The organism is Nocardioides abyssi (assembly GCF_030412915.1).
GTDB lineage: Bacteria > Actinomycetota > Actinomycetes > Propionibacteriales > Nocardioidaceae > Nocardioides > Nocardioides abyssi.
On sequence record NZ_JAUHJR010000005.1, the window covers coordinates 18,407 to 32,222 of the forward strand.

Sequence of the window (13,816 nt, forward strand, 5' to 3'; positions counted from 1 at the left end):
GCGGCTGGCCGCCGTGCGCCGGGCCCGCGGGCCACCCCCCACCGGGAAGGGTCAGAGGATCGGGTCGAACGGCTCGGTGCCCTCCACCAGCTGCAGCCCGGAGATGCCGGAGTGCTGCTGGGCGAAGGCGAGCTCCTTGCCGAGGTCGCCGATGTTGTTCGACAGCGGCAGCGGGGCCAGTCCGAGCGTGGAGAGCGTGCCGATCGCCTCGCCCTGCTTGTCGACGAACGCGGACCCGGAGTCGCCGGGGACGCCCGGGGTCAGCGTGTAGAGCGGGTGGCTCCAGCCGCCGTCGCCGGCGGTGTCGCCGAGGCTGATGCCGGTCTTGGGCGAGAGCAGCTCCAGGCCGAAGCGCAGGCTGGAGTTGCCGTAGGAGTAGACCTGCTCACCGGCCGTGGTGCCATCGGTGTCGATGCCGGTCGGGCCGCCCCAGAACGGGATCGACGGGTTGACCTTGCCGACGTCCGCGGCGTCCACCTTGACGAGTGCGAAGTCGTTGTAGGCGCAGGTGGTGGCGTCCTTGGTGCCGAGCCGGCGCATCGTGTCCCACGAGGAGTAGACGAGCGTGCCGCCGCCGACCTTGGTCCCCTCGGCGAGCAGGCTGCCGCCCTCGTTGAAGGTGACCTTCGTGCCGAGCGGGAGCGAGGCGGCCAGGCAGCCGTCGGTGTCGGTGGCCTCGCCGGTGCCGGCGCAGTGCGCGGCGTACCCGACGTAGACGTTGCTCGAGGCGTCGGTGAAGACGAAGTTGCCGGTGCACTGCCCGCCCGCGGTGTACATCTGCACGCCGGGGTGGATCTTCGCCGAGCCCGCCGGCGCCCACTGCGGCGCCGCCGAGGCCGGGACCGCGGAGACCATGGCCCCACCGAGGACCGCGCTCGCGAGCAGGGCGAGCACCCCCGAGGCGCGGCGGACGGACCGGGAGGTGGACGGACGTGCCTTCATGCGTGCTGCCTTTCCGAGACGGGACCGGACGCGGACGACCGGTGTGACACCCGGCACAACGCGGGTGCACGGCCGCGGGTTACGTCGGCGCGGTCGCGGAAAGGCCGGACGGCCCGAGTTTTTCCTCGGGCCGTCCGGTGGTGGAGCAGGTGCGACAGCCTGCCGCGGGTGGGTCAGTACGACGGCTGGCTGGGGTCGACCTGGTTGACCCAGGCGACCACGCCGCCACCGACGTGCACCGCGTCGGCGTACCCCGCGCCCTTGACGATCGCCAGCGTCTCCGCCGACCGCACGCCGGACTTGCAGTGCATGACGACCTGCTTGCCCGCGTCGACCGGGGGCAGCTTCTCCAGGGCCGAGCCGTTGAGGAACTCGCCCTTGGGGATCAGCACCGAGCCGGGGATCTTGTTGATCTCGTACTCGTTGGGCTCGCGCACGTCGACGAGGACGAAGTCGCGGCTGCCCTCCTCGCGCTCCTTGAGCATGTGCTCGAGCTGGGTGACCGAGATGGTCGACCCGGCGGCGGCGTCCGCGGCCTCGTCGGAGATCGCGCCGCAGAAGGCGTCGTAGTCGATGAGGCCGGTGACGGTCGGGTTCTCGCCGCACAGCGCGCAGCTGGGGTCCTTGCGGACCTTCAGCTTGCGCCACTCCAGCTCCAGGGCGTCGTAGATGACCAGCTTGCCGATGGCCGGGTCGCCGATGCCGGTGAGGACCTTGATCGCCTCGTTGACCTGGATCGAGCCGATGGCCGCGCAGAGCACGCCCAGCACGCCGCCCTCGGCGCAGCTGGGGACCATGCCCGGCGGCGGGGGCTCGGGGTAGAGGCAGCGGTAGCACGGCGCGTCGTCGGCCATGGTGGGCGCGAAGACCGAGGCCTGGCCGTCGAAGCGGTAGATCGAGCCCCACACGTAGGGGATCCCGAGGAAGTACGCCGCATCGTTGACCATGTAGCGGGTCGCGAAGTTGTCGGTGCCGTCGACGATGAGGTCGTAGCCGCGGAAGACGTCCATGACGTTGTCGTTGTCGAGGCGCTCCTCGTGCAGCACCACCTCGACGTACGGGTTCGCCTCGGCGATCGACTCCTTGGCCGACAGCGCCTTGGACTTCCCGATGTCGGACTGCCCGTGGATGATCTGGCGCTGCAGGTTGGACTCGTCGACCTCGTCGAACTCCGCGATGCCGAGCGTGCCCACGCCGGCCGCGGCCAGGTAGAGCAGCGCGGGGCTGCCGAGGCCGCCGGCGCCGATGACGAGCACCTTGGCGTTCTTCAGCCGCTTCTGCCCGCTCATCCCGACGTCGGGGATGATCAGGTGGCGGCTGTAGCGCCGGACCTCGTCGATGGTCAGCTCGTCGGCCGGCTCGACCAGCGGGGGAAAGCTCACGTCACGCTCCTCGTAGCGGTTCGTCGATCAGTGCCGGGTCAACACCCGCGCACCTCTCGATGTTCCCTCCATGGTCCCTCCGCCCGGGAGCACCGGCGCGGCGGCGTCCCGTCATCCGGACCGAGGTGACCGACGGGTAGAGTCCCGGCACGCAGCGCCGGGCCCGCCGGTGGGTGCACCGGGAGACGGGAGGAGCCATCGTGAGCGCAGGTCAGTACGACGACGGCCCTCGACCCCGCGGCGGCCGGATGCCGCGCCGAGAGCGGCGCGCCCAGCTCCTCGAGTCCGCGCTCGAGGTCTTCGTCGCCCAGGGCTACCACTCGGCCGCGATGGACGACATCGCCGACCGCGCCGGGGTCTCCAAACCGGTGCTCTACCAGCACTTCCCCGGCAAGCTCGACCTCTACCTCGCGCTGCTCGACCGCTCCTGCGACGCGATCATCGACAGCTGCCGCACCGCCCTGGCCTCCACGCAGGACAACAAGCTGCGCGTCGCGGCCGCGGTCGACGCGTTCTACGAGTACGTCGCCGAGGAGTCCGGCGCGTTCCGCCTCGTCTTCGAGTCCGACCTGACCAACGAGCCGGCCGTGCGCGAGCACGTCGACCGCGTCACCACCGAGTGCGCCGCGATGATCGCCGAGGTCATCCAGGCCGACACCGGCCTCCCCGACGCCGCCGCCCGCCTGCTCGCCGTGTCCCTCGTGGGAATGGCGCAGGTCAGCTCGCGGTTCTGGCTCTCCGAGGGCGGCGGCATCACCCGCTCCGACGCCGCGGCGCTGGTCTCCGGACTGGCCTGGCGCGGCATCGGCGGTTACCCGCTCGACCACTGACCCTCGACCCACCCGCTCCCGCGCCCCGGCACGGGACCGACCTGAAGGAGGACCTCGTGGAGGTCAAGATCGGTGTGCAGCACGCCCCCCGTGAGCTCGTCGTCGAGACCGACGAGTCCGCCGACGCCGTCCAGCAGCTCGTCGCCGACGCCGTCAGCGCCGGCACGGTCCTCACCCTGAGCGACAGCAAGGGCCGCAAGCTCGTCGTCCCCGCGGCCAAGATCGCCTACGTCGAGATCGGCGGCGGCGTCGTCGGCCAGGTCGGCTTCCGCAGCTGACCCCCGGGCCGGTCACGGCCCACCCCCGCCTCCCGCCTCGTGCGGCCCAGCGAGCGCTCCTGCGCACGCTGGGCAGCACGAGGCGGACGTGTTCGTGGGGCCAGCGAGTGAGTCGGTCGCAGGTCAGTGCGCGAGGCCGAGCTCGGCCATCCGCTCGGCGTGGCGCTCGGTGAGCCGGGCGAACATCCGCCCGATCGCGGCCAGGTCGAGCCCCGGCCGGTCGACGCCGCCGGCGAGCAGCGCGGAGAGCGCGTCGCGCTCGGCGGCCACCCGCTGGGCCTGGGTGAGCGCCTCCCCCATCAGCCGGCGGCCCCACAGGGCGAGCCGACCGCCGAGGCGGGGGTCGGCGGCGATGGCGGCGCGGACCCGGTCGACCACGAACGCCGCGTGCCCGGTGTCCTCCAGCGAGGCGAGGACCAGGTCGCGGGTGGTGGCGTCGAGGTAGGCCGCGATCTCGCGGTAGAAGTCGTCGGCGAGCCCGTCGCCGACGTACGCCTTGATCAGCCCCTCGAACCAGTCCGCCGGCGCCGTGTGCGCGTGGAAGCGATCGATCGCCTCGCGGAAGGGCGCCATCGCGGCGAACGGGTCCGCGCCGAGCTCGGCGATCCGCGCGTGCAGCCCGGCGACCCTGGCGAACTCCGCCGTCGCCATCGTGGCGACCGCGACCTTGTCCTCCAGCGACGGGGCGAGCGTGCCGTCCTCGACGAGCCGCTCGAACGCGGAGATCTCCCCGTAGGAGATCGCCCCCAGCAGGTCGATCACGGCCTCGCGGTACGCCGCGTCCTCCAGCGCGAGCGGCACGTCCTGCTCGGTGGAGCCGTCCGGGCCGCCTGTCGATGCCGTCACGTGCGCACCCTACCGATAAGGTGGACCTGCACGTGGCCGCCCTCGGCGCCCGTCCGCTCGGATCCGAGCGCTCGCCGGCGGCCCGCACGTATGTGCGCGGCTGACACCCCCAGCGGTCCCCCGGGGACCCCGTGAGTCCGCCGCACCTGGACACCTTCGGTCGAACCGGCCGGAACTCACGAAAGCGACAAAGACCCTGACTTCCACGACCTTCCGCGAGCTCGGGGTGCTGCCTGAGATCTGCGACGCCCTCGAGCGTCATGGCATCACCACCCCGTTCGCCATCCAGGAGATGACCCTCTCCGTCGCCCTCATGGGCACCGACATGATCGGCCAGGCCCGCACCGGCACCGGCAAGACCCTCGCCTTCGGCATCCCGGTGCTGCAGCGCAGCGTCTCGCCGAAGGACCCGGCGTACGCCGACCTCCCGCAGGGCAAGCCGCAGGCGCTCATCGTCGCGCCGACCCGCGAGCTGGCCCTCCAGGTCTCCAACGACCTCCACATCGCCAGCGAGGACACCGGCCTGCGCGTGCTGACCGTCTACGGCGGCGTCGGCTACGACACCCAGCTGGACGCACTCGAGGCCGGCGTCGACATCGTCGTCGGCACCCCCGGTCGCCTCATCGACCTGGCCAACCGCCGCTCGCTGGACCTCTCCCACGTGCACGCGCTCGTGCTCGACGAGGCCGACGAGATGCTGGACCTCGGGTTCCTGCCCGACGTCGAGCGGATCCTGAAGATGACCCCCGAGACCCGCCAGACGATGCTGTTCTCGGCCACGATGCCCTCGGCGATCGTCGCGCTGGCGCGCACCCACATGCGCCACCCGATGAACATCCGCGCGGAGTCGTCGTACGACACCACGATGGTCCCGGCGACCGCGCAGTTCATCTACCAGGCCCACGACCTCGACAAGCCCGAGATCATCGGCCGCGTCCTGCAGGCCGAGGACGCCGAGAAGATCATCGTCTTCACCCGCACCAAGCGGCAGTCGCAGCGCGTGGCCGACGACCTGGCCGAGCGCGGCTTCAGCGCCAGCCCGCTGCACGGCGACATGGCGCAGGTGGCGCGCGAGAAGGCGCTGGCGAAGTTCCGCGAGGACAAGATCCGCGTCCTGGTCGCCACCGACGTGGCCGCCCGCGGCATCGATGTCCGCGGCGTCTCGCACGTCATCAACTACACCTGCCCCGAGGACGACAAGACCTACGTCCACCGCATCGGCCGCACCGGCCGCGCGGGCGCGACCGGCACGGCGATCACGTTCGTCGACTGGGCCGACCTGCACCGGTGGAAGCTGATCAACAAGGCGCTGGACCTGCCCTTCGACGAGCCGGTCGAGACCTACTCCACCTCCGAGCACCTCTTCACCGACCAGGGCATCGCCCCGGGCACCAAGGGCCGCATCGTCGACCCCGCCCCGGTGGAGCGCAAGGAGCGGTCCGACCGCGGCGATCGTGGCGGTCGTGGTGGCCGCGGCGGCGAGCGGTCCGACCGTGGTGACCGTGGTGAGCGGTCCGAGCGCAGCGGCGACCGTCCGGCGCGCAGCCGCAACCGCAGCCGGAGCCGCACCCGCAGCGGCGAGACCGTCGCCGAGGGCACCGGTCCGGAGGCCACCACCGCCGACGCCGGCGCGCACACCGAGGGCTCCGGCGACGGCGCCTCGCGCAACCGTCGCCGCCGCCGTCGCGGTGGCTCGGGCGGCAGCTCCGCCGGCGAGGGCCAGCCCGCCGCCGCCGGCGCCGAGGACTGACCTCCCGCCACGACGTACGACGAAGGGCCGCCCGACCTGCTCGGGCGGCCCTTCGTCGCGTCCGGCTCCGGGTCGGGGCGGTGCGCGGGTTTCGGGGTGTCAGAGTCACCGGTTAACCGGTGACCCCTGCACATATCGGGGCAGATCTCCCCCGATATGTGCAGGACTCCCCCGATATGTCCCGGCTAGGAGGCCCGTTCGCCCGGGTCCGACGAGCAGCGCCGGGGACGAGGACCGGCCGCGCCCAGGATGGCGACGAGCGCGGCGGCCGGCGTCAGGCGGTGACGACGACCGTGGTGCCGAGCGGGGCGAAGTCCCACAGGGCGATGGCGTCGGCCCGGCGCTGGCGGATGCAGCCGTGGGACTGCGGTGTGCCGAGCTCGGCGGCGGTCTGCACCTTCTTGCCGTCGTCGATCGGGATGTCGTGGAAGCCGATGGCCGCCCGCTCGCCCTGGGTGAACCGCACGAAGTACTTCATCGTGCCGGAGTCGTCGATGCCGTAGGCCTGCTCGGAGCGGGAGTACACGGCGTACGTGCCCGGGTCCAGGTTGTCCTCGACGCTGCCGGAGACCAGGTAGGTGCGAACCACCTTCTTGCGGCCCTCGACCAGCCACACCCGCTGGCGGCTCTCGCTGAAGACGACGCGCTTGCCGCGGCCCGAGCCCGCCGGGAGCGTGGTGTCCTCCATCGGGTCGGTCGTGAGCGACCCGTCGTCAGAGTCGGGACCGACCTCGGGGTCGGGGTCCGGAGCGGACGCACCAGCCAGGGCGGACGAGAGCACCTCGTCAGCCGGCGGCTCGGTGACGGCCGGGTCGCGGGCGACCTCGGTGGCCGACGGGCCGGCGGCGGACTCGGAGTCGGGCAGCACGCCGGTGCCGCCGAGGACCGCGACGGAGGTGACGGCGAGCGAGGCGGCGAGGGTGGCGATCCGGCCGTACCGCGGCCGGACGGGTGCTCCCCGGTGCCGGCCCACGTCAGGCCCTCCGGGCGGCGGGCTTCTTCGCCCGCGCACGAGGACGGGCGGCCCGCTCGACGAGGTTGGCGGCGACCTTGCGGTAGGCCTGGGCGCCCTTGCTGCTGCGGCTGGTCGCCAGGATGGAGCGGCCCGCGGCCGGCGCCTCGGCGAACTTGATCGTCTTGGGGATCGGCGGCTCGACCACGTCGAGGGAGTAGGTCTCGGCGATGGTCTCGAGCACCGTGCGGGAGTGGTTGGTGCGCCCGTCGTACAGCGTCGGCAGCACGCCCCAGACCTCGAGCCGCTTGTTGGTGAAGCGGCGTACGTCGTGGACGGTGTCGAGCAGCTGGCCGACCCCGCGGTGGGACAGGGTCTCGCACTGCAGCGGGACCAGGACGCCGTCGGCGGCGGTCAGCGCGGCGACCGTGAGCACGCCGAGGGAGGGCGGGCAGTCGAGCAGCACCCAGTCGTAAGCACCGTCGAGGTCCTCGATGACGCCTTTGACCACGTGCTCGCGCCCGGTGCGGGTGAGCAGGTCGGCCTCGGCACGGGCCAGCTCGATGGTGGCCGGCAGCAGGTCGACGCCGTCCTCGGTGGCGATGACGACCTCGGTCGGGTCGGTCCCCCGGGTGAGCACCTGGTGGACCGAGACCTCGAGGTCCTCGGGGTCGATGCCGAGGGAGAAGGTCAGGCACGCCTGCGGGTCGAGGTCGACCAGCAGCACGGAGTGCCCGAGCTCCGCGAGCGCCGCGCCCAGCGAGGCGACGGTGGTCGTCTTGGCGACGCCGCCCTTCTGGTTGGCGATCGCGAGTGTGGTGGTCATCGCGGCTCATCATGCCCGACCGGCACCCGCGAGGCCGGGCGACACCGCTGTCGGAGGCGGCTGATTCACTGGGCGTCATGCCCACCGCCCTCGTGACCGGCGCGACCGCCGGCATCGGCCACTCCTTCGCCCAGCAGCTCGCCGCCCGCGGGGACGACCTCGTGCTGGTCGCCCGCGACACCGCCCGCCTCGAGGCCGTCGCGAAGGAGCTGACCGCCGCCCACGGCGTCGCCGTGGAGGTCCTGTCCGCCGACCTGGCCGACCGCGCGGGCATGGCGCTGGTCGAGGCGCGGCTCGCCGACCGCGACCGGCCGGTGGACCTGCTGGTCAACAACGCCGGCTTCGGGCTCAAGGAGCGCTTCCTCGACAACGCCGCCGACACCGAGACCGCGATGCTCGACGTGCTGGTGACCGCCGTGCTGCGGCTGACCCACGCCGCCCTCGGGCCGATGACCAAGCGGGGCCGCGGCGGCGTCATCAACGTCTCCAGCGTCGCGTCGTTCCTCCCGCGCGGCACCTACTCGGCCGCCAAGGCGTGGGTCAACAGCTTCTCGGAGTGGGCCGCGAACGAGTACCGCCCCCAGGGCGTCACCATCACCGCGCTGCTCCCCGGCTTCACCCGCACGGAGTTCCACGAGCGGATGGACGTCAGCCAGCAGTCCGCCCCGTCGTTCCTGTGGCTCGACGCCGACGAGCTGGTGCGCACGGCCCTAGCCGACCACGAGGCCGGCAAGGTCTTCTCGATCCCCAGCGCCCGCTACAAGGCGATCGCGACGCTGGCCCGGGCGGTGCCGAGCGGCGTGCTGCAGCGGTTCCAGTCGATGGGGCGCAAGTAGGCCCAGGGCCTCAGCCGCGTACGACGCCGGGCGGGGCGAGCCCGGCAGCCCGGGCGGCCTCGGCGGCACGGGCTGCGGCCTCGACCAGCCGCGCGTACTGCTCCGGGTCGGTGGTGTTGCACCCCAGCTCGTGGTCGATCTTGCCGGTGCCGTGGTGGTCGCTGGAGCCGGTGACGACGAGGTCGAGGTTGCGGGCGATCGCGCGCAGCTTGTCCCGGCTGCCGGGCGTGTGGTCCTCGTGGTCGACCTCGATGCCGCTGAGCCCGACCGCCTGGAGCTCGGCCAGCTCCGGCTCGCCCGGCCACTCCCGCTGCGAGCGGCCCCACGGGTGGGCCACGACGGTCACGCCGCCGGCCTCCGTGACCAGGCGGATCGTCTCGGCGAGCGGAGCGGCGTACCGGTCGACGTACGCCGGCCCACCCGCACCCAGGTAGCGGTCGAACGCCTCGGTCCGGTCGCGGACCGCGCCGACGGCGACGAGGGCGTCGGCGACGTGCGGGCGGCCGGTGGCGGCGGTGCCGGCGGAGGCGCGGGCGACGTCGGCGTCGGTGACCTCGATGCCGAGCGCGCGCAGCCGGGTGAGCATGTCCGGCACGCGCGCCTGGCGGCCCGACAGGACACGGGTCAGCTGCTCCACGAGCGGGGGGTGCGTGGGGTCGGGCAGGTAGGCCAGGAGGTGCACGCCCCGGCCTTGGTGGCGGGTGCTGACCTCCATGCCGCGGACCAGCTCGATGCCGACCTCGAGGGCGGCCTGCTCGGCCTCGGCCCAGCCGTCGGCGGTGTCGTGGTCGGTGATCGCCAGGACGTCGAGCCCGGCGGCCGCCGCGGCCCGGACCAGGTCACCCGGCGCCTGCGTGCCGTCGCTGGCGCGCGAGTGGGTGTGGAGGTCGATGCGCACGGGACCCACCGTAGGGCGCGCCGCTGACGGCCGGCTCAAGGGCGCGGGGCGTCGTCGCTGCCGCCGTTGGTCGGGCAGTCGGGGTTGGTGCACACGCGCTCGTCGACGGTGCTGTCGTTGTCGCCGCGCACGGTGGCCTCGGTCGGGTCCTCGGTGGCCTCGTGCGCCCGCAGGCGCACCTCGGAGCCGCAGACGTCGCACGGTCGGTTGTCCTGGTACACCTCCGGACGGTACCCACCCCCGCCCGCCCGGGTCACCTCGACGGTCGCGGGCCCCCGAACGGCATCTCGACCAGCGGCGGCCCCAGCCCCGACACGTCGCGGAGGATCCAGTCGTCGCGCAGCAGCAGCATCGCCGACGCCGGGCGCATCACCAGCCACAGCCAGCGGCCCCGGGCCTCGCCGGCCACCACCGAGCGGTCCCACTCCCCCGTCGCCGCGCTGGTCGAGACCGGCCACAGCCCGACCGACTGGTTGTCGAGCCGCACCTTGACCGAGGGCGGGCCCTCGCCGACCTCAATGCCGGGGTCGAGGTACGTCGTGCCCGCGCAGCGCGCGCCGAGGCCGGTGCCGGGCTCCTCGGTCACCACCAGCACGTCGACCGGCCCGTCGAGGTCGCTGGTCCCCGAGCAGCAGGTCATGGTGGCCCGGACCCGGCTCGGGTCGCCGCCGACCACGCCGAAGTCGGTGACCGTCCAGCCCGGGCTCATCGGCCACGGGAGGTAGGTCGGGAAGCCACCCGCCGCGCGCAGGTGGGCGACGAACCCGTCGTACGACGCCTCCCCCGGTCGCCACATCGGCTCGACCACCCCGTGGTCGGGGCACGACCAGCCGCCGTCGGCGGCGACCTGCGCCACCGGGGTCGGGCAGCGAGGACAGCCGGCCGAGAGCGTCATGGGTCCATATGCGCCGATCGGCGCGGCCAGGTCAAGCGTTCCAGCGCTCGACGACCGGGGTCTCCCGCTCCCAGCCGAGCACCGAGACGGTCGCCGTCCCCAGCTTGAGGTGGCGACCGTCCGCCACCGGCAGCCCCAGCCAGCGGGCCGCGAGCGCCCGCAGGCAGTGGCCGTGGGCGAAGACCAGCGTGCGTCCCTCGACCTGCCGCGCCCGCTCGACGACGCGGTCGAGACGGGTCGAGACCTCCTCGGCGGACTCGCCGCCGAGGCTCGGGTGCGTCCACACCGTCCACCCCGGCACCGTCTCGCGGATCTCGTCGGTGGTGATCCCCTCGTAGTCGCCGTAGGCCCACTCGACGAGGTCCTCGTCGACCTCGACGTCGGGGAACCCCGCGAGCTCGGCCGTACGCCGCGCCCGCTGCCGCGGGCTGGTGCGCACGACCTCGAAGTCGCCCGGGTGCAACCGCTCGGCCAGCGACCTCGCCACCTCCTCGCCCTCAGGCAGGAGGGGGAGGTCGGTCACCGAGGTGTGCCGGTGGTCCCGGCTCCACTCGGTCTGCCCGTGCCGGACCAGCCACAGCTCACTCATGCCGCGCAGGTTGCCAGGACGGACCGCGCTCACTCGTCCCGCACGCGGACCGGTGGATCTGTCCCGCGTTCGGCCGTACCCGGCCCGCTCCCCGTGCCAGAGTCGCGCTGTGCTCCCGACCGCGCCCCCGACCGTGCTCCCGACCCGCGCCCGAGCGGCGACGGCGGCGGCCTTCGCGACGCAGGGGCTGGTCTTCATCAGCCTGACGACGCGGCTGCCGGACTTCTCCGACAAGTGGGGGCTCTCGGAGGTGGCGCTGTCGGGGCTGCTGCTGGTGCTGGTGCTGGTCGCCGGCGCCGGGTCGGTGGTGGCGGAGAAGGTGGCGGCCCGCCGCGACAGCGCGACCCTGCTGCGCGCCGGGTTGCTGGTGATGGCGTGCGGGCTGCCGACGCTGGTGCTGGCCGGCTCCCAGGCGGTCTTCGTGGCCGGGATCGTCGGCTACGGGTTCGCGCTCGGGCTGGTGGACGCGGCGACCAACATGCAGGGCGTCGCGGTCGAGCACCGCTACGGCCGGCCGCTGCTGCCCTCGCTCCACGGCTTCTGGACGCTCGGCGGGCTCGTCGGCGCCGCCGTCACGCTCGCGACCGCGACGCTGCCGCTCGGCGCGACCGCGGCGCTGGCCGTCGTGCCGGTCGTGGTCGCGGCGGCGCCGTACCTCCCGCGCGTGCACACCCCGCCCGACCCCGACGCCGTCCTCGAGGAGGCCGCGGTGCCGTGGCGGCCGATCGTGCTGGTCGGCGCGGCGATGGTCGTCTTCTACATGGTCGACAGCGCGTCGGCCGCGTGGGGACCGCTCTACCTCGAGGACGTCGTGGCCGCGCCCGAGCGGCTGGTCGCGCTGGCGACCTTCCCCTACCTGCTGGCCAGCCTGGTCGTGCGCCTGGCCGGCGACCGGCTGGTGACGGCGTACGGCGCCGTGCTGGTGCTCCGCGTCGGCGCCGTGGTCGCGGCGGTGGCGCTGGCGGTCGTCGTGGCCGCGCCGACCTGGCCGGTCGCGGTGCTGGGGTTCACCGTCCTCGGCGCGGGCGTCGCGGTCATCGCCCCGCTCAGCTTCTCCGCGGCCGGGCGGATCGCCGGCGGCGACCAGGCCCGGGTCGACGCGGTGGTGGCGCGGTTCAACCAGTTCAACTACGCCGGCGCCCTGCTCGGGTCGGTGCTGACCGGCCTGGCGGGTGCCGGGTCGCTGCGGGTCGGCTTCGCGGTGCCGATGGTGCTCGTGCTGGCCCTCGTGCCGCTCGCGCGGACCTTCGCGGCCGTCTCCGGGCCGGCGCCCGGCGCTACTGCACCCCCGCCATCAGCCGGCGGATCGGTTTCGTCGCCAGCAGGAGCAGCCCACCGACGGCGATCGCGACCAGGCCGATGACGAGGAAGTAGCCACCCTCGTCCTCAGGGTCGTAGTACTCCGCCAGCCGGCCGGCCATCGTCGTGCCGAGCGAGACCGACAGGAAGTACAGCGCCACCATCTGGGTGCGGAACTGTCGCGGCGCGAGCTTGGTCGACAGCGACAGCCCCACCGGCGAGATGAGCAGCTCGGCGATCGTGAAGACCAGCAGGATGCCCGCCAGCGCGAGCACCGGCACCGAGGCCGCGCCCTCCGGGGCGAGCAGGAACAGCAGGAACGCCGCGCCCATCGTCATCGTGCCGAGGCCGAACTTCACCGGCGTCGACGGCTGCCGCGGGCCGAGCTTCGTCCACAGCGCCGCGAAGGCGCCGGCCAGCGCGATGATGAAGACCGGGTTGATCGACTGCACCCACGACACCGGCATCTCCCACCCGAGCAGGTCGCGGTCCAGCCGCTCGTCGGAGTAGATCGTGACCACGGTGAACTGCTGCTGGTAGAGCGACCAGAAGACCGCGTTGACCACGAACAGCGGCACGAACGACCAGACGCGGCTGCGCTCGGTCGCGCTCACGTGCCGGCTGGACAGGATCACCGCGAAGTACGCCACCGCGGCGGCCAGCGTCACCCCCGCCACCCAGTCGTCGAGGTTGTCGACGCTCACCAGCCCCGCCAGGCCCAGCACGACGCCGAGCACGACGACGGCGGCCAGCGCCGCGGCGTACCGCACCGCCTCCGGCCGGGGCAGCGGGTTGGGGACCACGCGGGTCTCCGCCGGCAGGCGGCGCCGCCCCACGGCGTACTGCGCCAGGCCGGCGGCCATGCCGACCGCCGCGAGCCCGAAGCCCCAGTGGAAGCCGACCTCCTCCTGGAGCAGGCCGGTCAGCAGCGGGCCGACCAGCGCGCCGAGGTTGATGCCCATGTAGAACAACGAGAAGCCGGCGTCGCGCCGCTCGTCGCCCTCGGCGTACAGCGCGCCGACCAGGCTGGTGGCCGTCGCCTTGACGCCGCCGCTGCCCAGCGCGACCAGCACGCACCCGAGCGCGACGCCCGCGAACCCGGGCACGACCGCGAGCGCCACGTGGCCGGCCATCACGACCGCCGCCGACCAGAACAGCGTCCGCTCGGGTCCGAGCAGGCGGTCGGCGAGCCACGCGCCGAGGATCGTGGAGAGGTAGACCGAGCCGCCGTAGGCGCCGACGACGCCGGTGGCGGTCGCCCGGTCCATCCCGAGGCCGCCGTCGGTGGCCTCGTAGTAGAGGTAGATCAGCAGGATCCCCTGCATGCCGTAGAAGCTGAACCGCTCCCACAGCTCGACGCCGAACAGGTTCGCCAGCGGCCTCGGCTGGCCGAGGAACCCCCGGTCGACGCTGGTGTCCTGGACGTCGGCGGAAGAAGTCACGGCAGGTCCGGTGCCCCGGACCTGCCGTGACCAGTACTGATCCCTAGGTCA

General features: G+C 73.4%; 15 protein-coding genes. 5 read left to right on the forward strand and 10 right to left on the reverse strand.

Annotation, left to right across the window (positions count from 1 at the left end; translation table 11 throughout):
* Window positions 1-51: 51 nt before the first annotated feature.
* Both QWY29_RS12680 and moeZ read right to left on the reverse strand, forming a co-directional pair.
* Window positions 52-942 carry a hypothetical protein gene (locus tag QWY29_RS12680; RefSeq protein ID WP_300961384.1) on the reverse strand — a complete coding sequence of 297 codons (891 nt, stop codon included), beginning with the start codon at window positions 940-942 and terminating at the stop codon, window positions 52-54.
* Between the two features lie 173 nt (window positions 943-1,115).
* Entirely contained in the window at window positions 1,116-2,324 is a 1,209-nt protein-coding gene (gene moeZ / locus QWY29_RS12685) for an adenylyltransferase/sulfurtransferase MoeZ (RefSeq protein WP_300961385.1), read from the reverse strand.
* Between the two features lie 200 nt (window positions 2,325-2,524).
* Here moeZ and QWY29_RS12690 point away from each other — a divergent pair, with 200 nt between their 5' ends.
* Both QWY29_RS12690 and QWY29_RS12695 read left to right on the forward strand, forming a co-directional pair.
* On the forward strand, window positions 2,525-3,154 hold the full coding sequence (locus QWY29_RS12690) for a TetR/AcrR family transcriptional regulator (RefSeq protein WP_439117427.1): 630 nt from the start codon (window positions 2,525-2,527) through the stop codon (window positions 3,152-3,154).
* Window positions 3,155-3,210: 56 nt separating this feature from the next.
* Window positions 3,211-3,432: a DUF3107 domain-containing protein gene (locus QWY29_RS12695; protein ID WP_300961386.1), complete on the forward strand. Its 222-nt coding sequence runs from the start codon at window positions 3,211-3,213 to the stop codon at window positions 3,430-3,432.
* 123 nt (window positions 3,433-3,555) lie between these two features.
* Here QWY29_RS12695 and QWY29_RS12700 read toward each other — a convergent pair whose 3' ends face one another.
* Entirely contained in the window at window positions 3,556-4,233 is a 678-nt protein-coding gene (locus QWY29_RS12700) for a ferritin-like fold-containing protein (RefSeq protein ID WP_439117433.1), read from the reverse strand.
* Between the two features lie 271 nt (window positions 4,234-4,504).
* Here QWY29_RS12700 and QWY29_RS12705 point away from each other — a divergent pair, with 271 nt between their 5' ends.
* Window positions 4,505-6,028, forward strand: a complete 1,524-nt coding sequence (locus QWY29_RS12705) for a DEAD/DEAH box helicase (RefSeq protein ID WP_300961388.1) — start codon at window positions 4,505-4,507, stop codon at window positions 6,026-6,028.
* A 274-nt stretch (window positions 6,029-6,302) separates the two neighbouring features.
* Here QWY29_RS12705 and QWY29_RS12710 read toward each other — a convergent pair whose 3' ends face one another.
* Together QWY29_RS12710 and QWY29_RS12715 are read right to left on the reverse strand one after the other, a co-directional pair.
* Window positions 6,303-7,001 (reverse strand): L,D-transpeptidase, encoded by a 699-nt coding sequence (locus QWY29_RS12710; protein ID WP_300961389.1) that lies wholly within the window; start codon window positions 6,999-7,001, stop codon window positions 6,303-6,305.
* A gap of 1 nt (window position 7,002) precedes the next feature.
* Window positions 7,003-7,806, reverse strand: a complete 804-nt coding sequence (locus tag QWY29_RS12715; RefSeq protein ID WP_300961390.1) for a ParA family protein — start codon at window positions 7,804-7,806, stop codon at window positions 7,003-7,005.
* 77 nt (window positions 7,807-7,883) lie between these two features.
* Between QWY29_RS12715 and QWY29_RS12720 the strand changes: the two genes are divergently transcribed.
* Window positions 7,884-8,642, forward strand: coding sequence for an SDR family NAD(P)-dependent oxidoreductase (locus tag QWY29_RS12720; RefSeq protein ID WP_300961391.1), 759 nt, complete (start codon window positions 7,884-7,886; stop codon window positions 8,640-8,642).
* A gap of 10 nt (window positions 8,643-8,652) precedes the next feature.
* Here the strand turns inward: QWY29_RS12720 and QWY29_RS12725 are convergent, their stop codons facing one another.
* From QWY29_RS12725 to QWY29_RS12740, 4 genes are read right to left on the reverse strand one after another with little or no spacing between them, the layout of a single operon-like run.
* Entirely contained in the window at window positions 8,653-9,540 is an 888-nt protein-coding gene (locus tag QWY29_RS12725) for a PHP domain-containing protein (protein ID WP_300961392.1), read from the reverse strand.
* Window positions 9,541-9,575: 35 nt separating this feature from the next.
* Window positions 9,576-9,761 carry a hypothetical protein gene (locus QWY29_RS12730; protein ID WP_300961393.1) on the reverse strand — a complete coding sequence of 62 codons (186 nt, stop codon included), beginning with the start codon at window positions 9,759-9,761 and terminating at the stop codon, window positions 9,576-9,578.
* Between the two features lie 32 nt (window positions 9,762-9,793).
* Window positions 9,794-10,435, reverse strand: coding sequence for a DUF6758 family protein (locus QWY29_RS12735; RefSeq protein WP_300961394.1), 642 nt, complete (start codon window positions 10,433-10,435; stop codon window positions 9,794-9,796).
* A gap of 31 nt (window positions 10,436-10,466) precedes the next feature.
* Window positions 10,467-11,024 (reverse strand): histidine phosphatase family protein, encoded by a 558-nt coding sequence (locus QWY29_RS12740; RefSeq protein ID WP_300961395.1) that lies wholly within the window; start codon window positions 11,022-11,024, stop codon window positions 10,467-10,469.
* 109 nt (window positions 11,025-11,133) lie between these two features.
* Here QWY29_RS12740 and QWY29_RS12745 point away from each other — a divergent pair, with 109 nt between their 5' ends.
* Window positions 11,134-12,387, forward strand: coding sequence for an MFS transporter (locus QWY29_RS12745; protein ID WP_300961396.1), 1,254 nt, complete (start codon window positions 11,134-11,136; stop codon window positions 12,385-12,387).
* Here QWY29_RS12745 and QWY29_RS12750 read toward each other — a convergent pair.
* Entirely contained in the window at window positions 12,302-13,765 is a 1,464-nt protein-coding gene (locus tag QWY29_RS12750) for a peptide MFS transporter (protein ID WP_300961397.1), read from the reverse strand. The genes QWY29_RS12745 and QWY29_RS12750 overlap by 86 nt on opposite strands.
* Window positions 13,766-13,816: the final 51 nt, after the last annotated feature.

Excerpts from the sequence above, each read along its gene's own strand:
- QWY29_RS12680 (WP_300961384.1), bottom strand. The coding sequence starts at position 942 with ATGAAGGCACGTCCGTCCACCTCCCGGTCCGTCCGCCGCGCCTCGGGG.
- QWY29_RS12715 (WP_300961390.1), bottom strand. The coding sequence starts at position 7,806 with ATGACCACCACACTCGCGATCGCCAACCAGAAGGGCGGCGTCGCCAAG.
- QWY29_RS12720 (WP_300961391.1), top strand. The coding sequence starts at position 7,884 with ATGCCCACCGCCCTCGTGACCGGCGCGACCGCCGGCATCGGCCACTCC.
- QWY29_RS12735 (WP_300961394.1), bottom strand. The coding sequence starts at position 10,435 with ATGACGCTCTCGGCCGGCTGTCCTCGCTGCCCGACCCCGGTGGCGCAG.
- QWY29_RS12740 (WP_300961395.1), bottom strand. The coding sequence starts at position 11,024 with ATGAGTGAGCTGTGGCTGGTCCGGCACGGGCAGACCGAGTGGAGCCGG.